Below are 19,220 nucleotides of genomic sequence, written 5' to 3' on the forward strand. Positions count from 1 at the left end.
ATCGGGCGCGCCAGGTCAGTGATCCCGACCAGTGTACGGCGATTCGGCGGAGTCGCCAGCCGGTTGACCGACCGTAGTGGGCGGACTCACCCTCGCAGCCGTGGTGTCGATCAGCCGTCGAGCATGCCGCCCATCAGGCCGTCCAGGGCGTTGTTGGCGAGCAGGACGACCAGCACGCTGATCCCGATCAGGAGCCCCAACGCGGCGATCAGGACGATCACCACGCGGGTGTTCCGGGAGCGCTCCGCCGGGGTGTCCGACCAGCCCTGGGCGAGGATGTGCCCGGTCAGCGAGCCGGAATTCTCCACCGCCGCGTTCGCCGGTAGGGCGATCGTGGTGAAACCCGGCCCGTCGCCGCTGGCGTAGACGGTGCCCGCCTGGTCAGCGCCGCCGGCACGGGCTCCGGTACGACCATCGGCCGTCGTGCTTCGCCGCTCGGGCCCGCCGTGCGGGGTGGTCGTCCGGTGGTCCGTACCGCCGGGCAGGGGGGTGGTGGACGGCGGCCACGTCGGCAGCGCGGGCGCGGGAACCACCGGCGGGGCGGACCCGGGTGTCCCGGCCCAGGCGCTGCCCGGGGCGGGCGGCGCGGCGGTCCATCCGGAGAAGGTGGCCGGCGGCGCGGAGACCGAACCCGTGGCGGGTGCGCCCGGCGTGCCGGTCGTCGCCGGAGGCGGCGGGAACGGTGGCGCCGGCATCGGGCCGGGCTGCGGCGGTGGCGCGGGCACCGGCGGGCCAGGCGGCGGCATCGGCGGCCCGGGGACGGGTGGCGTCGGCGGCCCCGGGACAGGCGGCATCGGCGAGGGTGGTGGCACGGGCGGTCCCGGAACCGGCGGCACCGGGTCCGGTCGGGGCGTGGGGAAGGGGCCCGGCGTCGGCGTCGGACCGGGCGGGTACGGCCCTGGGCTCGGTGCGGGCTCCGGCTCGCCCGGCCCCGGCGGTGTCGGTTCCGGGGCCGGACGCGCGGGCGGCTGCGCCGGCTCCGGGGTTGCGCCGGCTCGGGCGGTTCGGGATTCACCGGTCCCGACCGGTAGACGGCGGACGTGCTCGCCCGGGGCTCCGGCGCGGCCCCGCCGCCGGCCGCGACCCGGCTGCTGCCGGGGACCGTGGCGCTGGCCCGCGCCGACGTCGGGCCGGTGGCGGTGCCCGTGGCGGTGGCCGGCGTCGGCGTCGCGCCGGTGGCGGTGGCGGGCGCTGGCGTTGGGCCCGTGGCCTGCGTCGGCGTCGGGCCGGTGGCGGTGGCGCTGGTCGGCGCGGTGGCGCTGGCGGTCACCGACGCCGTCGCGCTGGCGCGCGCCGGGGCGGTCGAGGTGTCGGCCGATGCCGGTGCGGGCGAGCTGTCCCGCTGCGCGGGCAGTGTGCTGGCCGAGCCGGTCGCCCGGTAGGTGGTCGCGGTGGCTGGAGCGCTCACCGGCAGATCACCGGGGCGTGGGTGGGCTGTCGCGACGCTGGCCCGCGCCCGCACCGGGGCGGCGGTCGGATCAGCGGCGGCGTCCTCCGACGGCTCGCCGTCTGCCCCGTGGCCGTGCGCGTCGTCGACGGGGTCGCCCGCGGCGTCGTCTCCGGCTGTCGCGTCGTACGTGCCGGCGGCCTTTCCGTCGGACTCCGCGACCCCGTCGCCGGTGTCGCCGTCGAGCGCGGCGTTCCCGTCCCGCACCGCGGCGTCGGTGAGCGCGGTGTCCCGGTCGGCGCTGGTCAGCGTGGCGCTGGGAGCACCGGCCGGCGAGCCGGCGTCGGTCGTCGGATCAGCGGTCGTCGGATCCGCGGTCGTCAGCCCCGCGGCCCGGCCGACGTCGACACTCTCCGCCGGATCTCTCTGCTCGGCCATCTCCGCCCTCCGCGCCACGCTCGCACCCGGCCCGTGACGTCGGACCGGGTGTGCCTGGTTGTCACCGTGCCACAGATCGTCCCAGGCGGACAGCCGGAGCCCCAGTGGCGGATCAGCGTCCCGCGCTCGGGCTGTCGCTGGTCGTCCCGCTCCGGCTGGTGGACGGCGTGCTGGCGGCGGAGGCCGATGAGCTGGCCGGTGCCGTGGTGGGGGGCGGCGGCAGCGTCGTCGGCGTGTTGGTCGGGCTGTCCGTCGGGGTCGGCGAGGTGCCGCCGGTCGGCTCCGGCGTACCGGTCGGCGTACCGGTGGGCTTCGGCGTACCCGTGCCGGTCGGCGGGGTCGGCGGCTTCGTGGTCGGCTTGCCGGTGGGGGTCGGCTTGGGGGTGGGCGTCGGCTTCGCGGGCGGCGTCGGCTTGCTGGTGGCCGGCGGCGGCACCGGCGGAAGGGGCACGTTCGGGGTCGGCACCGCCCCGATCACCCGGGTAACGGCGTAGAGCCGGGACCAGTTGACCACCGAGACCTTGACCACGTCGCCGGTCGTGGGCGCCTGCACCATCTTGCCGTTACCGATGTACATGGTGACGTGGTGGATCGTGGTGTAGCTGCTGCCGGAGGCGAAGAACATCAGGTCGCCGGGGAGCGCCTCGCTGGGTCGTACGGTGCGGGACCGGGTGGCGGCGTACTGGTCGCGGGAGACCCGGGGCAGATCGAAGTAGTCGGCGCCCGGGGACCGGTACGCGGCCCACATCAGACCCGAACAGTCGAACTGGTCCGGCCCCTCCTCGGACCACTTGTACGGGTCACCGAGCTGGGCGAGCGCGTACCGGACGGCGGCCAGCGCCCGCGGGTGCGCGGACATGCCGCTGGTGCTCTGGCCGGCGACGTAGCCCGATCCGAACTGCTGCTCGGCGGCCTCCTGCTGCCGTTCGAGCAGGATCAGCTGGGCGGCGTTGTCCTTGCGGAGCTTGAGCAGGCTGGCCTCGGCGGTGCGTAGGGCATTCTCGCCGGTGGCGAACTCCGCCTCGACGGCGTCGACGGCCGCCTTGGCCGCGGTGTGTGCCTGGTAGGCGGTCTGTTCGCTGGCCCGGGCCCGCGCCAACTCGCCGGTCACGGCGGTGGTGGCACCCTCGACCTTCTCGCCACGGTTGATGCGCTGGAGCCGGCTCAGGCCCTGGATGTCGTCGACGAAGTCACCCGGCGGCAGGGCGGCGGCCGCCTTGACCGCGTCCGAGGCTGCGGAGTCGGCTGCCTGCTGGGCGCGGAGGAGAGCGTCCTGCGTGGTCGCCAGCACCTTGCCGGCCGCGACGAGCTGCGCCTGCGCGTCGGTACGTTTCTGTCGGGTCAGCAGTAGTTGGTCGCCGAGCAGGCCGACCTGACTCTCGGCGGCGGCGATCTGGGCGGCCAGCGGGCCGTTGCCGAGGTTGACCGGGGGGGCCGGGACGCCGGCGAGGGGCGGGCTGCCGGGCACCTGCGGGGCACCGATGGCCGGTGGACGCGCGCCGGTGTCCGGCACGGTCGAGGGCACGGTTGGCTCGGCGTACGCGGGGGTGGCCAGCACGGCGGCGGCGATCGCGCCGAGCAGGGCGGCCCAGAGCTTCGGCCGCAGCACCGGCGAGATCACCGGGCTCCGTCGTCGCTGCCGTCGCCCGCGCCCGCTGTCGACCATTCCGCTCCCCGTCCGGTGCTCGTCGTCGCGCTCGGTGGGCGCGACCGTCGGGACGGTACCAGTGTGTGAGTTCCGCCCCACCTTGTCTTACCGCACGGCGGCAGTGATGTCGATGCATCGGCGGGTTACGGGAGGCTGAGAGTCCGGTGAAGTGGGTCGCTGTCGCGGACCGTGCCGCCCGGCCCACCGGGGGGTCGACGTACCCTCGGGAAAGACCGCAGGTGGAAGGGACGTGCCATGGACGCCGGACTCAAGCGTGAGCTCGAAGCGAAGGTGTACGCCGGTGAGCGGCTGACCCGGGAGGACGGCGTCGCCCTCTACGACAGCGACGACCTGACCTGGTTGGGGCGGCTGGCGCACCACAAGCGCACCGAGCTGAACGGTGAGCGGGTGATGTTCAACGTCAACCGGCACCTCAACCTGACGAACGTCTGCTCGGCGTCCTGCGCGTACTGCTCGTTCCAGCGTAAGCCGGGCGAGAAGGACGCGTACACGATGCGCATCGACGAGGCGGTCCGCAAGGCCAAGGAGATGGAGGATGAGCAGCTCACCGAGCTGCACATCGTCAACGGCCTGCACCCGACGCTGCCGTGGCGCTACTACCCGAAGGTGCTGCGCGAGCTGAAGGCGGCGCTGCCGAACGTCAAGCTCAAGTGCTTCACCGCGACCGAGGTGCAGTGGTTTGAGAAGATCAGCGGCCTGAGCGCCGACGAGATTCTCGACGAGCTGATGGACGCCGGCCTGGAGTCGCTGACCGGTGGCGGCGCGGAGATCTTCGACTGGGAGGTCCGCCAGCACATCGTCGACCACGAGTGCCACTGGGAGGACTGGTCGCGCATCCACGCCCTGGCCCACAGCAAGGGCATGAAGACCCCGGCGACCATGCTGTACGGCCACATCGAGGAGCCCCGGCACCGCGTCGACCACGTGCTGCGCCTGCGGGAGTTGCAGGACGAGACCGGCGGTTTCGCGGTCTTCATCCCGCTGCGCTACCAGCACGACTTCGTCGACTCGGCGGACGGCAAGATCCGTAACCGGATCCAGGCACGCACGACGATGGCCTCGCCGGCCGAGTCGCTGAAGACGTTCGCCGTGTCCCGGCTGCTGTTCGACAACGTGCCGCACGTGAAGAACTTCTGGGTGATGCACGGCCTGTCGGTGGCCCAGCTCTCGTTGAACTTCGGCGTGGACGACCTGGATGGCTCAGTGGTCGAATACAAGATCACCCACGACGCCGACTCGTACGGCACCCCGAACACCATGCACCGCGACGACCTGCTGAACCTGATCTGGGACGCCGGCTTCCAGCCGGTCGAGCGGGACACCCGCTACAACGTCGTCCGGGAGTACGACCGGGCGCCGTCGCTGGCCGAGCGCCGCGCCGAGCCGCAGCAGGTCTGGGCCTGAGACACCACGTACCCTCGCAGTCGATGACCGAGCAGCGCAGCGCCGAGCAGCAGGGCGGCTTCCCCCGACGAGACGCCGAGGGGCGCGTCCGTACGCTTGGTGACCTGCTCGGGGTGTGCCTCGCCGGCCTGGTCATCGGTGTGCTGGCGCTCGTGCTGTTCGAGTGGGCGTTCGCCTCGTTCGGCGCTGCCGACTTCGGGCACACCAACGGTTGGCTCGCGGTGATCCTGCCGGCCTGGCTGTTCTGGGACGACTTCCGCGCCTGGGGGTTCGGGGCTGCCCGGGTGGTGGCGGCGCTCGTCGCGGCGGCGGTCGCGGTGTTCGTGGGGCTGCTGGTCGCCGGGCTGGGCGCGGGGTTGCCGCCGCTGCTGTCCGGCGCGTTGGCGGCGGCGGCGTTCACCGTGGCGTACGCGACGATCTGGTTCCCCGGCGTCCGTTGGCTGGCCCGCCGGACGGGCTGAGTGACCCGCCCATCGGGCGCGGAGAAGGAGTACATGAGGTGAGCGCGGCGCTCAAGTACACGCTGGGCCGGATCGGGCTGTTCGTCGCCGTACTGGCGGCCCTCTGGCTGGTCGACGTGGACATCTTCCTGAAGCTGATCCTGGCGCTGGCGTTCTCCGCCGCGCTCTCCTTCTTCCTGCTGCGCGGCTGGCGCGACGAGATGGCCCACGAGATGGCCGAGGCCACGGCTCGTCGCAAGGCAGAGAAGGAGCGCCTCCGCTCCGCCCTGGCCGGCGAGGACGAGCAGTCCGACGAGGGTGAGCGGCGGCAGCCGTAGGGCCTGCGGACGCGTGCCGCGCGGGGACCGTCGAAACGGGGCGGCGGGAGCGGCTGCCTGCCGTTAGTGTCTCCCGCCGTGGAAATCTTCAACAAGATCAGCGACTGGCGGGCCAAGATTTTCGTCTGGGTCGGCCTGCCTGTCATCGCCGGCATCGGTCTGCTGCTGGGCGTTGGTGATCTCGGACCGGCCTGGCAGGCCAAGGGCGGTGGCGGCACCGCGGGCACCTTCACGGCCGTCTCGGAGGAGTGTTCCCGTCGAAGCTGCACCTGGCACGGCGACTTCGTGGCCGACGACGGTGCCAAGCGGGCGGACGTGATCCTCTACGACGCCCCGGACACCCTGTCGACGGGCGAGACGGCCCCCGCACTGGACACGGGCGCGCGCAAGGGCGTCTTCGCCGCCGCCGGGGGTTCCACCTGGCTGCTGGTCACCGCGCTAACCCTCGCCGGAGTGGTGGCCGCCGTCGCCTGGGTGCTCTTCCTCACCCACACCGTCCGCCGCCACCGCGCCCCAAACGAACCCCTCCCCGAGCCAACCAACCGCGCCTGAGAAGCGTGATCAAGAGGTTTGCGTCAGCAGAGTGGCATTCGGTGACGCAAACCTCTTGATCAACCGCGTTCCGTCCGGACGGGGGCGGGTGGGGGGTGGGGTGGGGGGTGGGGGGGGTGGGGGGTTACCAGTTGGTGGAGGCGGGGGCCTTGGGCCAGGGCTTGGACTCGGGCTTGATGAGGTAGGCGACGCCGCCGGAGCCGCCGGAGACTCCGCCGCTGGCGTTGGTGCGCTTGGTACGCAGCCAGATCTGCTCGAACTGGGTGCGCTTGTAGACGTTGCGGACGACGTCGTTGCTGGACGAGGCCGGGTCGTTGACGATCACGTCACCGTCGGCGGTGAAGCCGACCACCACGAAGAGGTGCCCCGAGGTGCCGTAGTTCGCCCCGTCCAGCTCACTGGCGAGGAAGGACTGGCTGGTCACCACGGGGATGCCGGCGGCGATGAAACGCTCCAGCTCGTCCAGGGAGTGCAGCCGGGTGACCCGCCCCTCAAGGCCGGGGAAGCTGGCCGCGTACGCGGTGTTGAACGGCCAGTTGCCCGCGCCGTCGTACGCGTAGTCGAAGGTCATCCGGGCGGCGTGGTTGACGGTCGGGTCCGGGTAGGTCGGGTCCACCCAGGACGTGTCGGCCGTCGAGGGCTTGCGACCCCAGTACTCGACGACCATCTCCGTGGAGGTGGGTGAGCACCACGCCTCGCCGCCGCCGTCGTACTCGGGGTAGTGCCCCTTGTGGACGTTCTGCGAGTAGCGGGGCACCGGCAGCTCGACGCCCCAGGCGATGTGCCCGGCGCTCGGCGGGACGGTGAACCGGTCCGGCACGGCGGAGCTCATCGCGCCGAGCATCCGTACCACCGGGGCGGCGGTCTGCCCGGGGGTCCGGTAGAGGGTCAGCCGCAGCTGGTACGACCGCAGCAGCACCCCGGCGTCGGCGTCGTCGATGCTGAACGTGTCGGTCCAGACCGTCGACCAGGGATCGCCCTGCCCGTCGAGGCTGGTCCGCTTGATGTCGGTGTCGCCGGAGGCCCAGCGGCCCAGGACGTACCAGGGGGTCTGGTCGCCGTTGGTGTAACCGCCCTGCATCTCCACCTGGATCCAGGTGCCGGTGGGGGTCTCGGCGTTCCAGGAGGCGATCAGTTCGGTGGCGTCGAAGCCGATCCGGGTCACGGGCGAGGTCCAGGTGCCGTACTCCCAGGTGCGGGTGACGCCGGTGTGCGGGTCGGCGTACTCGGTGGTGCCGGTGGGGCGGGCCAGGGTGACGCCGGAGCGCGGGCCGGGCACGACGCGGGTGCCGGCCTGGCTGCCACGGTGCCAGTCGGCGGGCCCGGACCAGTCCTGGAAGGTGATCTGTTCGTCGTGGGCGGGTGCGGGTGGCCGGGCCGCCGCGGCGGGGGCCGCGGTGGCGAGCAGGGTGAGCGCGCTGACGCCGGCGAGGGCGGCCGCGTGCAGGCGGGAGGGGGCCATGGGTGCTCCGCGGTGTCGAGTGGGGGCATCGTCGCTGGTCAGTTTTCCGCTTGGAAGGAAGTTTCGCCAGATGTTCAGCGGCAGAAAATCATTGCCGCAGCGATGGTCAACCTGGGATGGATTTCGCGGCGATCGATATTGATATGACCATGTGACTGATGGTGAAGTGTGCATCACCGAGCGGGATCTTCCGCCCTTTGAGGAGGTAGTCCATGGCCCTCCGCCCACCTCACTCTCTCCGCCGCGTCCTGGTGCTCGCCGTCGTCACCGGACTGGGAATCGTCACCGTCGCCGCCGGACCGGTCGCCGCCAAGCCGACGCCGGACCGCACCGCCGAGTCGGCCGCCGCCGGTTACCGGGTCCTCGGGCCCCGGACCCTCGCCGACCGCAACGCGGTGGCCCGCACCGGGGCCGCCATCGACTACTCCGAGCACGGCGTCCTGCACGTCTCGGCCACCGCCGCCGAGGCCGCCGCGATCGGCAAGCTCGGCTTCCGGCTGGAACCGCTCGCCCCGCCACCGAGCGCCGAACGCGGCGCGGGCGAGGTGGGCACGCTGGCGTTCCCGCCCGCCGACTCCAACTACCACGACTACGCGGAACTGACCGCCGTCGTGAACCAGGCCGTCGCCGACCACCCGGCCATCGCCCGCAAGATCAGCATTGGTACGTCGTACGAGGGCCGCGACCTGATGGCCGTGAAGATCTCCGACAACGTCGGCACCGACGAGAACGAGCCGGAGATCCTGTTCAACGCCCAGCAGCACGCCCGTGAGCACCTGACCGTCGAGATGGCGATCTACCTGCTCAACCTCTTCACCGACAGCTACGGCAGCGACTCCCGGATCACCAACATCGTCAACAGCCGGGAGATCTGGATCGTGCCGACCGTCAACCCGGACGGCAGCGAGTACGACATCGCCACCGGGTCGTACCGGTCCTGGCGCAAGAACCGTCAGCCGAACAGCGGCTCGTCAAACGTCGGCACCGACCTGAACCGCAACTGGTCCTACCAGTGGGGCTGCTGCGGCGGGTCGTCCGGCACCACCTCGTCGGAGACGTACCGCGGCCCGTCGGCGTTCTCCGCGCCGGAGACGCAGGCGCTGCGCAACTTCGTGAACAGCCGCGTCGTCGGTGGCGTCCAGCAGATCAAGGCCAACATCGACTTCCACACGTACTCGCAACTGGTGCTCTGGCCGTACGGCTACACCACGGCGAACACCGCCACCGGGATGAGCGCGGACCAGTACAACACCTTCGCCACCATCGGTCAGCAGATGGCGGCCACCAACAGCTACACGCCGGAGCAGTCCAGCGACCTGTACATCGCCGACGGCACCAGCATCGACTGGATGTGGGCCACCCACGGCATCTGGGCGTACACCTTCGAGATGTACCCGGGCTCCTCCGGCGGTGGCGGCTTCTACCCGCCCGACGAGGTGATCCCCGCACAGACCACCCGTAACCGCGAGGCCGTACTCATGCTCAGCGAGTACGCCGACTGCCCGTACCGGGCCATCGGCAAGCAGTCGCAGTACTGCGGTGGCGGTGGGGGCACCACGGTCTGGTCGGACACCTTCGAGACCGCCACCGGCTGGACGATCAACCCGTCCGGCACCGACACCGCGACCCTCGGAGCGTTCGAGGTGGGCGCCGCCCAGGCGACCACCTCCTCCGGCGCGAAGCAGCTCACCCCGTACGCCGGCTCGAACGACCTGGTCACCGGCCGGCTCGCCGGTTCGGCGGCCGGTGACTACGACGTCGACGGCGGTGTGACGAGCGCCCGGTCGCCGGCGGTGACCCTGCCGTCGTCCGGCACGCTGACCCTCTCGCTGGCCTGGTACCTGGCGCACGGCTCGAACGCCTCGTCGGCCGACTACCTGCGGGTGAGCGTCGTGCACAGCGGCGGCACCACCGCCCTGCTCACCCAGACCGGCGCGGCCAGCAACCGGAACGGGAGCTGGGCGGTGGCGAGCCTCAACCTGAGCCCGTACGCCGGGCAGTCCGTCCGCATCCTCGTCGAGGCGGCGGACGCGTCCGGCGCGAGCCTGGTGGAGGCGGCTGTGGACAACGTCACCATCACGGCCTCCTGAGCGGGTGGGGCCCCGTACCGCCCCTGCGGGGCCCCACCACCCGCTTCCGAGCCTCCCGATCCTGGACAAAGGCCCCACGCCTGATCGTCGTACGTCGATCGGTCGTTGATCGATCCGGCACGTCCCGGCGGTGCGCTACCGTCTTAGCGACCAATCCGCAGCGAAGCCGGTGTGAAACCGGCGCTGTCCCGCAACTGTGATGCCCCGCCGACGGCGGGGACGAGCCAGGTCGCCTGCGGAGGGGTCGCGACACGCGCTCTCGAGGAAGGGCGCCTCGTGGGCGGGCGTACCGAAGTCCTGTCGGCGAAGCACCACACTCCTCGACCGACAGGAGGCCCCATGTTCAGACGTACCCCTCGGCTCTTCGCCGCGACCCTCGCGGTCGCCGCGCTCGCCCTCGGCGCGTGCGCGGAGAAGACCGACGACAAGCCGGCCGCCGGCACCGCGGCCGCCAGCTACCCGGTGACGGTCGGCTCGCTCACGCTCGACAAGCGTCCCGAGAAGATCGTGTCGCTCTCGCCCAGCGCCACCGAGATGCTCTTCGCGATCGGCGCCGGCCCGCAGGTGAGCGCCGTCGACGACCAGTCCAACTACCCGGCTGAGGCGCCCAAGAGCGACCTGTCCGGCTTCCAGCCGAACGCCGAGGCGATCGCCGGCAAGAACCCCGATCTGGTGGTGCTCTCCAACGACACCAACAAGATCGTCGACCAGCTCAGCAAGCTGAAGATCCCGGTGTACCTGACCCCGGCGGCGACCACGCTTGACGACTCGTACCAGCAGATCACCGACCTGGGCACCCTGACCGGGCACGCCGACCAGGCCGCCGACGTCGCCAAGCGGATGAAGGACGACATCGCCAAGCTGGTCAAGGACCTGCCCCAGCGCACCGAGAAGCTCACCTACTACCACGAGCTGGGCCCGGAGCTGTACAGCGCGACCAGCAAGACCTTCATCGGCTCGATCTACAGCCTCGTCGGCCTGACCAACATCGCCGACCCGGCCGACGCCGACGGCAAGAACGGCGGCTACCCGCAGCTGTCGCAGGAGGTCATCGTCAAGGCCGACCCGGACTTCGTCTTCCTGGCCGACTCGAAGTGCTGCCAGCAGAACGCCGACTCGGTGAAGGCCCGCAGCGGCTGGGCCGGGCTCACCGCCGTCAAGAACAACCAGGTCGTCACGTTGGACGACGACATCGCCTCCCGCTGGGGCCCGCGCGTCGTCGACCTGCTCCGGACGATCATCGACGCGGTCGCCAAGGTGCCCGCGTGACCGTGGTCGGTCCGTGACCGGAACGTCGCAGATGACCTCTGGAGCACCCGCCACCCGGCCGGCCGGTACGCCTCGCGCGTCCCGGCCCGCCGGGCTGCGTGCGCGCTGGCTGGTCATCGGTGTCCTCGCGGTGCTCGTCGCGCTCGTCGCCGGGGTGTCGCTCGGACCGGTCAGCCTGCCACCGGGCAGCGTCGCCATCGAGCTGCTCAACCTGATCCCCGGGGTGCACCTCGACAGTGGACTGAACGAGCGGGAAATCGCCATCGTCACCGAACTGCGGCTGCCCCGGGTCGTGCTGGGTCTGCTCGTCGGCGGTCTGCTCGCCCTCGCCGGTGGCTGCTACCAGGGCGTCTTCCGCAACCCGCTGGCCGACCCGTACCTGCTCGGAGTGGCCGCCGGCGCGGGCCTCGCGGTCACCGCGGTGATCGCCCTCGGCGGCGTCGGTCGGCAGGGCGCGATCTCCGGGCTGCCGTTGACCATCCCGCTGGCCGCGTTCGTCGGTTCGCTGCTCGCCGTCACGATGACCTACCTGCTCGGCGCGGCCGGCGGGCGGAGCCGGTCCCCGGCCATGCTGATCCTGGCCGGGGTGGCGGTCTCGGCGTTCCTTTCCGCCGGGCAGACGTATCTGCTCCAGCGCCACGCCGACAGCATCCAACCGGTCTACTCCTGGCTGCTCGGCCGGCTGGCGACCGCCGGCTGGCACGATGTGCTGCTCGTGCTGCCGTACGCGGCCGTGACTACGGTCGTGGTGCTGCTGCACCGTCGTGAGCTGGACGTCCTCGCGCTCGGCGACGACGAGGCGACGAGCCTCGGCCTGCACCCGCAGCGCTCCCGGTACCTGCTGATCGCCGCCGCGTCCCTGGGCACCGCCGCGGCGGTCTCGGCGACCGGCCTGATCGGCTTCGTCGGCATCATCGTGCCGCACACCGTCCGGCTGCTCGCCGGGTCGAGCTACCGGGTGATCCTGCCACTGTCGCTGCTGTTCGGCGCCGCGTTCCTGGCCCTGACCGACGTGGTCGCCCGTACCGCCGCCGCCCCGGCCGAAATACCGATCGGCGTGGTCACCGCCCTGCTCGGCGGCCCGTTCTTCGTCCTCGTGCTGCGGACCGCCCGCCGGGTTCTCACGTGACTCCGGGTGCGCCGGCCGTCGAGGTCCGCGAGCTGCACGTCAGCCTGGACGGCACGCCGATCCTCACCGGCGTCGACCTCACCGTCGCCGTCGGCGAGTGGGTCACCGTGATCGGCCCGAACGGCGCCGGCAAGTCGACCCTGTTGCGCGCCGTCGGCGGCCTGCTGCCCGCGCCGGACGCCATCTCCCTCTTCGGTACGCCGAGCGGCGCGCTGCACCGCCGTGAACGCGCCCGGGTGGTGGCGACGGTGACGCAGTCCCCGGCGGTGCCGCCCGGCATGTCGGTCCTGGACTACGTGCTGCTCGGGCGTACCCCGTACATCCCGCCGCTCGGTCGGGAGTCGGCCGCCGACGTGACCGCCGTCCACGACGTGCTGGACCGCCTGGACCTCGGCGGCTTCCACCGCCGCGAGCTGGCCACCCTGTCCGGGGGAGAGCGACAGCGGGTCTTCCTGGCCCGCGCGCTCGCCCAGGGCGCGACGCTGCTGCTGCTCGACGAGCCGACCAGCGCGTTGGACATCGGCCATCAGCAGGAGGTCCTGGAACTGGTCGACCAGTTGCGCCGGGCACACGGCCTGACGGTGCTCGCCACCATGCACGACCTCTCCCTCGCGGGCGAGTACGCCGACCGGATGGTCATGCTCGCCGAGGGGCGGGTGGTGGCGACCGGTACGCCGCACGAGGTGCTGACCGAACACCTCCTCGCGACTCACTACCGGGCGAGCGTCCGGGTGCTCCCCGGCACCAACGGCCCCCTGGTGGTCCCCGTCCGTCCCGGTTCGTGACCCGGGCGGCGGGGCTCTCGGGTCAGGGGCCCAGGTCGATGACCGAGAAGAGGGCGCCCTGGGGGTCGCGCAGGGCGGCGAACCGGCCGGTCGGGATGTCCCGCGGTGGCACCAGGATGGTCCCGCCCAGTTCGGCGGCGCGCGCGGCGGCGGCGTCCGCGTCGGTCACCGCGAAGTACACCGTCCAGTACGCGGGCAGGTCGGCCGGGTAGCCGTCGCCCAGCGGCGGCATCATCCCGGCGACGATCCGCGCCCCGAGCCGCCACCCCGTGTACGTCATGCCGCCGACCGGTTGTTCGTCCGGCTGCCAGCCGAACACCAGCTCGTAGAAGACCTTCGCGCCCTCCGGGTCGGGCGTGACCAGTTCGTTCCAGCTCATCGCGCCGGGCACGTTGAACACCTCGGCCCCGGGCATCGCCAGCGGCTGCCAGACGCTGAACGTCGCGCCCGCCGGGTCGGAGAACACGGCCATCCAGCCCCGGTCGAAGACCTCGAACGGCGGTACGACGACCTGCCCGCCGGCCCGTTCGACCCGTCCGGCGGCCAGTTCCGCGTCGTCGGTGGCGATGTACGTCGACCAGATCGGCACCTGGTCCTCGATGGCGGGCGGTCCGACACCGGCCACCGGCTTGCCGTCGAGCAGGAAGACGGTGTAGCCACCCGCCTCGGGCTCCGGGGTCACCCGTCCGGTCCAGCCGAACAGTTCGGGGTAGAAGCGCCGTGCGTCGGTCAGGTCCGGGGTGGCCAGGTCGGCCCAGCACGGCGTGCCCGGCGGGACGGTGCTCACGTCAAGACCCCTCTCGGCGGGCGGCCACGGGCGGGCCCCCTGCGGGAATCCTGGCACCGTCCCGCTGGGGCACGGGGCGGAAACGGACGAATCGTCAGCTGAACCGGCGACCCTCGTCCCGTCGGTACGCCCACGCGGCGAGCGAGGCGAGGAGCACGATCCAGACGGCGAGCATGATCATCGCGAGTGGCTGGACGGGATAGTCGCCGACCGCCCACCACATCAGTTCGGCCGCGCCCCGGGTGGGCAGGAACGGCGCGATCGTCTCGATGAAGCCGGGCGCGTCGCCCGGCGCGGAGAGCAGCCCGCCGCCGAACGCGAGCGGCAGGAAGACGACCTGCGCCACCACGATCGCCGCCTTGCTGGGCAGCGAGTAGCCGATGGCGAGGCCCATCAGCGTGAACGGCACCGAGATGACGGCCACGATGACGGCGGTAAGCAGGAACGCCGTCGCGGTGACCCGGGCCGGGGTGAGCGTCGCGCCGATCACCACGACCGGGATCAGCGACAGGTACGTCAACGCGAGGCCGGCCAGCACCCGGCCCGCGAACCGGGGCGCCGGTCCGGCCGGCAGGGTCCGGGTGTACGGACTCCACGGCTGGTCGCGGTCCTCGGCGACGCCGACGCCGTACTGGAAGATGTTGGCGCTCATCACCGAGAAGGTGATCATCGACGCGGTGGCGAAGGTGGCGCCGACCGGATCGTCGCCGGTGAACGGCACCACGAAGAAGATCATCGCGGCGGCGGGGAAGAAGGCGCTGCCGAAGACGGCCACCGGAATCCGGATGATCTCCAGAAGCTGGTAGCGGGCGTGGACCAGGGCGAGCTGCACGGTGCGCCTCCTCAGACGGCGGTGGGTTGGCCGCTGGCGGCGGCAGCGGGTGGGGCCTGCGACGGCGTGTCGGTCCCGCCGGTGAGGGCGAGGAACGCCTCCTCCAACGACGTGGGCCGGACCTCCAGGTCGGTGAAGGCGGCCTGGGAGCGGACCAGCGCCCGGACCAACTCGTCGGAGTCGGTGGTGAGCAGGTGCAGGCGTCCGTCGACCCGTTCGGCGCGGACGACGCCGGGCAGGTCGGGCACCTCGTCGGTGACCAGGCTGACCCGGCGTACGCCGACGATGCCGCGTACGGCGTCCACGGTGTCGTCGGCGAGCACCCGGCCCTGCCCGATCACCACCACACGGCGGGCGAGCGCCTCCACCTCCTCCAGGTAGTGGCTGCTCAACAGCACCGTCCCGCCGTCGTCGTGGAAGGCCCGGATCGCGTCCCACAGGGTGTGCCGGGCGGTGACGTCCAGGCCGGTGGTCGGCTCGTCGAGCAGGACGAGTCGGGGCCGGCCGACGAAGGCCAGCGCCACGGCCAGCCGGCGACGCTGGCCGCCGGACAGTCCGCCGGTCTGCCGCCGGGCGAGGTCGCCCAGGCCGAAACGGTCGAGCAGTTCGCCTCGGGGCACCGGGTCGGGGTAGTGGGCGGAGACGAAGTCGACGACCTCACCGACCCGCAGCGTGCCCGGGAGACCGGTCTCCTGCGGGGTGACGCCGATCTGCCGCCGCGCCTCCGGGTCGCGCGGGTCGCGGCCGTTCAACTCGACCCGCCCGGAGGTGGGTCGGCGCAGACCGACCAGCAGGTTCATCAGGGTGCTCTTGCCGGCGCCGTTCGGGCCGAGCAGGCCGACCAGTTCGCCGGCCCGGACCTCCAGGTCGACGCGGTCGAGGGCGAGGACGTCGCCGTACCGGCGGCTGACCTGGTCGGCGCGGGCGAGGGTCATGACTGCTCCTTCGACGCTGTGGAGTCCGCAGGGGAGGGGTCGAGCAGGCTCCGGATCGCTTCGGTGTACTCCTCGAACGCCAGCCGACCGCGCCGGCTGAGCCGGATCAGAGTGGCCGGCGTACGTCCACGGTGGGTCTTGCTGATCTCGACGTAGCCGGCGTCCTCCAGCTTGCGGAGGTGGACGGAGAGGTTGCCGGCGGTCATCGCGAGCAGTTCCTGGAGCCGGGGAAACGTGATTCGGTCGCCGTCGCCGAGCGTGGAGAGCGCGGCGACCACCCGCAGCCGTGCCTGGGCGTGGATGACCGGATCGAGGTCGGTCACGAGCGCCCTTGCTGGCGCAGTCGGGCGATTGCGCCGGCGACCAGGATGCCGACGCCGCCGGCCACCGAGATGACCAGCGCGTGCCAACCCGGCCCGGCGATCGCGCCGACCACGTTGATGACGCTGACCCAGACGCCGAGACGGAACAGGTCCCGGTCCAGCCAGATCGCGCCGCCGGCCATGTGCAGCGCGCCGGTGAGGCCCACCGCAGCGGCCGACCAGAGCAGGCCCGCCAGGTCGTGCGGCAGGTGCTCGGACACCCGGCCCACCGCCGCGTAGACGCTCACCGTGCCCAGCGCCCAGGCGCACCCGTACCAGCGACCCCGCACCGCCGAGTCGCCGGTCACCTGCCCGTACGCCCGCGCGCCCGCCACCGCCTGGATCGCCCCGGCGACGATCAGCAGGGCGAAGAGCACGGTCAGGGGCAGCCAGTCGGGCAGCGCGACCAGCACCCGACCACCCGGGGAGAAGCGCAGGAAGAACAGCCCGAAACCGATCAGCCAGGCCACGCCCCACGGCCAGTAGAGCAGCCGGGCGTCGGGCTGTAGGCGGCGCACGGTGGCGGCGCGCTGGTCGTCGATCAGCCGGAGAGCGGTGGCGGCGTCGGAGGGTGGAAGGTCGTCGTCGTCGGGCCCCATGCAAACTACTTTACGATGCAAAGTTGAACCTGTGTGCCCCGCGCGACTGCCCGGTTGCCGACAGAGACGCCGCGCACTTGCCCGCCGACCGTGCCTCAGGACGTGCCCGACGCCCGGGTACGTGCGACAGGCGTCGGCCGTGCCCCAGGACGCGGTCGACGTCCGGGCATCCGCGGCAGGAGTCGGCCGTGCCCCAGGACGCGGTCGACGTTCAGGGGATCTGCGGGCGGCGACCTACAGCGGCACCGGTGCCAGCGGCGCGGCCTGCGGCGCGGTCAGCAACGGCGCGGGCAGCGGTTCGGTGTGCAGCACCGACAACCGGGACACCGCGCGGGTGAGCACCACGTACAGCCGGTGCAGCCCGCGCGGCTCGGCCGCGACGATCGCGGCCGGCTCGACCACCACCACGTGGTCGTACTCCAGGCCCTTGACCAGCGTCGCGGGCACCACCGTGACCCGCTGGGCGGCCGTGACGTCGTCGGCGCTCGCGGTGGTGACGCCGTCGGCGGCCAGCGCCGCGCGCAGCCCGTCGACCGCGTCGTCCGCGGCGATCACGCCCACCGACCCGTCGTGCGCGAGCGCCGCGCGCACCTCGGCCACCGTCGCGGCGGTCAGGTCGGCCACGGTACGCACCTCCAGGCCGCCGTCGTGACGCAGCGACTCTGCCGGGGGTACGTCCACCGCGAGCGCCGGCAGCAGCAGGTTGGCGAAGGCCACCACCGCGGCGGGCACCCGGAAGCCGACCGTCAGCGGGACCACCACGGCGTCCGGCTTGCCCAGGTGTGTCAGGGACTCCCGCCAGTCGGTCGCCGCCCACGGCGCGGTGCCCTGCGCGAGGTCACCGAGGAGCGTGATCGAACCGTGTTCACTCCGGCGGGCGATGGCCCGACACTGCATGGGGGACAGGTCCTGCGCCTCGTCCACCACCACGTGCCCGAACCCGGAAGGTCGCTCCAACAGCCCGGCCGCCTCGTCGACGAGCACGGCGTCCGCGGCGGTCCAGCGGGTGGCCTTCGGGGTACGCGCCGGCTTCGCCCACACCAGCAACTCCTGCTCGGCGTCGTTGAGCAGCCCGTCCGCGGCGGCGGCGAGGCGGGCCGGGTCGGCGAGCAGGCCGTGCACCAGCCCTTCCGGGGTAAGTGCCGGCCAGACCGCGTCCAGGAAGTCCACCACCGGCCGACACCGGCCCATCCGGCGCAGCCACGCGTCGCCGGGCGACTCGGCCCGCCGCGACTCGGCCTGCCGCTGCAGCAGACTCACCACCCGCGCCCGGACCCGCTCCCGACCGGTGCCGTACGGCAGCCCTTCCCGTCGGGTCTCCTCGACGATCCGGTGCAGCGGCTCCAGCCCGATCCGCCACCGGAACGAGCCGTCGGAGACGGTGATCGAGTCGGTAGGCGTACCGATCTGGGCCTGCACCGCCCTGCGCAGCACGGTCGCCATCCGCGCGTCGTGCTTCAGCGCGGCGGCGGCCGGCGTCTCCACCGCCCGCACCGGAACCCGCGAGATCAGCTCCTCCACGGTGGCCTGCTCGACCTCGACCTCGCCGAGGGCCGGCAGCACCGCCGCGATGTACGACAGGAACGCCCGGTTCGGCCCCACGATCAGCACCCCCGCCCGACGCAACCGCTCCCGGTGCAGGTAGAGCAGGTACGCGGCCCGGTGCAGGCCGACGGCCGTCTTCCCGGTACCCGGTGCCCCCTGCACACAGATCGAGTCGGCCAGGTCGGCCCGGACCAGCTCGTCCTGCTCCGGCTGGATGGTGGCGACGATGTCGCGCATCGGCCCCACGCGTGGTCGCTCGATTTCGGCCGTGAGGATCCGGCTGGCCGTGCCCAGCTCCTCGCCGCGGTCCAGCCGCTCGTCCTCGAAACTGGTCAACACCCCGTTGCTGAACCCGAACCGCCGCCGCACCGCGACACCCTGCGGGTCACGAGCGCTGGCCCGGTAGAACGAGCGGGAGATCGGCGCCCGCCAGTCCAGCACCAGCGGCTCGCCAAGCTCATCGGTGACATGCCGCCGCCCCACGTGGTACCGCCGACCAGCATGCTCGCCGCCGCCGCCGCCGCCGCCGCCGCTGCCGCTGGCGCTGCCGCCGCTGCCGCTGCCGCTGGCGCTGCCGCCGCTGCCGCTGGCGCTGGCGCTGCCGCTGGCGCTGGCGCTGCCGCTGCCGCCGCCGCTGCCGCTGGCGCTGCCGCTGCCGCTGGCGCTGCCGCCGCCGCTGCCGCTGGCGCTGCCGCTGCCGCTGGCGCTGGCGCTGCCGCTGGCGCTGCCGCTGGCGCTGCCGCTGGCGCTGGCGCTGCCGCTGGCGCTGGCGCTGCCGCTGCCGCTGGCGCTGCCGCCGCCTAGGCTGCCGGCACTCCTGCTTGTGCTGCTGCCGCTGCCGCTGGCCGGGATGCTGGTGGTCGGGCTGTTGCTGGTTGCCGGCGTCAGGCGGGTTGCGGTGTCCTCGTCTGGTGCATGTCCGCCGAATTCGAGGCGGCCGAAGAACAGCGGCGTGGTGGGGTCGTCGGCCAGTTCGGCGACCCGGCGGGCGAGTGTGCGGCCGAGGGTCTCCGCCGCGTAGGCGTCGCCGGCGACCTGGTCACCGGTCGAGAAGAGGGCTTCGGCCCGCTCCCGCATCCGGCGCAGGGCCGCGCGGGAGTTGGCCAGGTGAGTGCGTTCGGACGCGAGATCCGTGTCGAGATCCATGTCGAGGTCAGGTGCGGGCATGCTGACGTCCCATCGTTCACATCTGCTGCT

General features: G+C 72.6%; 19 protein-coding genes and 1 riboswitch. Of the genes, 10 read left to right on the forward strand and 9 right to left on the reverse strand.

The window, feature by feature from the left end; all coding sequences use genetic code 11:
* Positions 1-110: 110 nt before the first annotated feature.
* Entirely contained in the window at positions 111-695 is a 585-nt protein-coding gene (locus tag ACQP03_RS01795; protein ID WP_433459986.1) for a hypothetical protein, read from the reverse strand.
* Between the two features lie 345 nt (positions 696-1,040).
* Between ACQP03_RS01795 and ACQP03_RS01800 the strand changes: the two genes are divergently transcribed.
* Complete coding sequence (locus tag ACQP03_RS01800) at positions 1,041-1,382, forward strand: hypothetical protein (RefSeq protein ID WP_433459988.1); 342 nt, start codon at positions 1,041-1,043, stop codon at positions 1,380-1,382.
* Positions 1,383-1,391: 9 nt separating this feature from the next.
* Positions 1,392-1,862 (forward strand): hypothetical protein, encoded by a 471-nt coding sequence (locus ACQP03_RS01805; protein WP_433459991.1) that lies wholly within the window; start codon positions 1,392-1,394, stop codon positions 1,860-1,862.
* A gap of 75 nt (positions 1,863-1,937) precedes the next feature.
* Here ACQP03_RS01805 and ACQP03_RS01810 read toward each other — a convergent pair whose 3' ends face one another.
* Positions 1,938-3,491, reverse strand: a complete 1,554-nt coding sequence (locus ACQP03_RS01810) for a C40 family peptidase (protein ID WP_357133710.1) — start codon at positions 3,489-3,491, stop codon at positions 1,938-1,940.
* Between the two features lie 237 nt (positions 3,492-3,728).
* Here ACQP03_RS01810 and mqnE point away from each other — a divergent pair, with 237 nt between their 5' ends.
* The 4 genes from mqnE to ACQP03_RS01830 all read left to right on the forward strand — a co-directional run bounded on the left by mqnE (position 3,729) and on the right by ACQP03_RS01830 (position 6,228).
* Positions 3,729-4,898 carry an aminofutalosine synthase MqnE gene (gene mqnE, locus ACQP03_RS01815; RefSeq protein WP_357133708.1) on the forward strand — a complete coding sequence of 390 codons (1,170 nt, stop codon included), beginning with the start codon at positions 3,729-3,731 and terminating at the stop codon, positions 4,896-4,898.
* Positions 4,899-4,921: 23 nt separating this feature from the next.
* A complete protein-coding gene (locus tag ACQP03_RS01820) occupies positions 4,922-5,359 on the forward strand; it encodes a hypothetical protein (protein WP_357133706.1) in 438 nt (145 codons plus the stop codon).
* 38 nt (positions 5,360-5,397) lie between these two features.
* A complete protein-coding gene (locus ACQP03_RS01825) occupies positions 5,398-5,676 on the forward strand; it encodes a DUF4229 domain-containing protein (protein WP_357133704.1) in 279 nt (92 codons plus the stop codon).
* A 78-nt stretch (positions 5,677-5,754) separates the two neighbouring features.
* Positions 5,755-6,228 (forward strand): hypothetical protein, encoded by a 474-nt coding sequence (locus ACQP03_RS01830; RefSeq protein WP_357133702.1) that lies wholly within the window; start codon positions 5,755-5,757, stop codon positions 6,226-6,228.
* A 124-nt stretch (positions 6,229-6,352) separates the two neighbouring features.
* Here the strand turns inward: ACQP03_RS01830 and ACQP03_RS01835 are convergent, their stop codons facing one another.
* The gene (locus ACQP03_RS01835) at positions 6,353-7,690 is read right to left on the reverse strand and encodes a C39 family peptidase (protein WP_357123434.1); all 1,338 of its coding nucleotides are present in this window, start codon (positions 7,688-7,690) and stop codon (positions 6,353-6,355) included.
* A gap of 212 nt (positions 7,691-7,902) precedes the next feature.
* Here ACQP03_RS01835 and ACQP03_RS01840 point away from each other — a divergent pair, with 212 nt between their 5' ends.
* The 4 genes from ACQP03_RS01840 (at position 7,903) to ACQP03_RS01855 (ending at position 12,963) form a co-directional block, all read left to right on the forward strand.
* On the forward strand, positions 7,903-9,780 hold the full coding sequence (locus ACQP03_RS01840) for a M14 family zinc carboxypeptidase (RefSeq protein WP_357123437.1): 1,878 nt from the start codon (positions 7,903-7,905) through the stop codon (positions 9,778-9,780).
* Between the two features lie 165 nt (positions 9,781-9,945).
* Positions 9,946-10,009: riboswitch (cobalamin riboswitch) on the forward strand.
* A 110-nt stretch (positions 10,010-10,119) separates the two neighbouring features.
* The gene (locus tag ACQP03_RS01845) at positions 10,120-11,049 is read left to right on the forward strand and encodes an ABC transporter substrate-binding protein (protein ID WP_357175840.1); all 930 of its coding nucleotides are present in this window, start codon (positions 10,120-10,122) and stop codon (positions 11,047-11,049) included.
* Between the two features lie 31 nt (positions 11,050-11,080).
* Positions 11,081-12,178 carry a FecCD family ABC transporter permease gene (locus ACQP03_RS01850; RefSeq protein ID WP_357123443.1) on the forward strand — a complete coding sequence of 366 codons (1,098 nt, stop codon included), beginning with the start codon at positions 11,081-11,083 and terminating at the stop codon, positions 12,176-12,178.
* Positions 12,175-12,963 carry an ABC transporter ATP-binding protein gene (locus ACQP03_RS01855; RefSeq protein WP_357123446.1) on the forward strand — a complete coding sequence of 263 codons (789 nt, stop codon included), beginning with the start codon at positions 12,175-12,177 and terminating at the stop codon, positions 12,961-12,963. Before ACQP03_RS01850 ends, ACQP03_RS01855 begins: the two co-directional genes overlap by 4 nt.
* Before the next feature lie 22 nt (positions 12,964-12,985).
* Here the strand turns inward: ACQP03_RS01855 and ACQP03_RS01860 are convergent, their stop codons facing one another.
* The 6 genes from ACQP03_RS01860 to ACQP03_RS01885 all read right to left on the reverse strand — a co-directional run bounded on the left by ACQP03_RS01860 (position 12,986) and on the right by ACQP03_RS01885 (position 19,190).
* Entirely contained in the window at positions 12,986-13,750 is a 765-nt protein-coding gene (locus ACQP03_RS01860; RefSeq protein WP_433459998.1) for a VOC family protein, read from the reverse strand.
* Positions 13,751-13,844: 94 nt separating this feature from the next.
* Positions 13,845-14,582: an ABC transporter permease gene (locus ACQP03_RS01865; protein WP_357123452.1), complete on the reverse strand. Its 738-nt coding sequence runs from the start codon at positions 14,580-14,582 to the stop codon at positions 13,845-13,847.
* Between the two features lie 11 nt (positions 14,583-14,593).
* Complete coding sequence (locus tag ACQP03_RS01870; protein ID WP_357392602.1) at positions 14,594-15,517, reverse strand: ABC transporter ATP-binding protein; 924 nt, start codon at positions 15,515-15,517, stop codon at positions 14,594-14,596.
* Complete coding sequence (locus ACQP03_RS01875; RefSeq protein ID WP_357392603.1) at positions 15,514-15,840, reverse strand: transcriptional regulator; 327 nt, start codon at positions 15,838-15,840, stop codon at positions 15,514-15,516. Before ACQP03_RS01875 ends, ACQP03_RS01870 begins: the two co-directional genes overlap by 4 nt.
* Entirely contained in the window at positions 15,837-16,478 is a 642-nt protein-coding gene (locus ACQP03_RS01880; protein WP_357392604.1) for a transporter, read from the reverse strand. The genes ACQP03_RS01875 and ACQP03_RS01880 overlap by 4 nt, the downstream gene beginning before the upstream one ends.
* A gap of 234 nt (positions 16,479-16,712) precedes the next feature.
* A complete protein-coding gene (locus tag ACQP03_RS01885; RefSeq protein ID WP_433460003.1) occupies positions 16,713-19,190 on the reverse strand; it encodes a HelD family protein in 2,478 nt (825 codons plus the stop codon).
* Positions 19,191-19,220 lie beyond the last annotated feature (30 nt).

This window comes from Micromonospora sp. CA-248212 (genome assembly GCF_050948405.1).
Lineage (GTDB): Bacteria > Actinomycetota > Actinomycetes > Mycobacteriales > Micromonosporaceae > Micromonospora.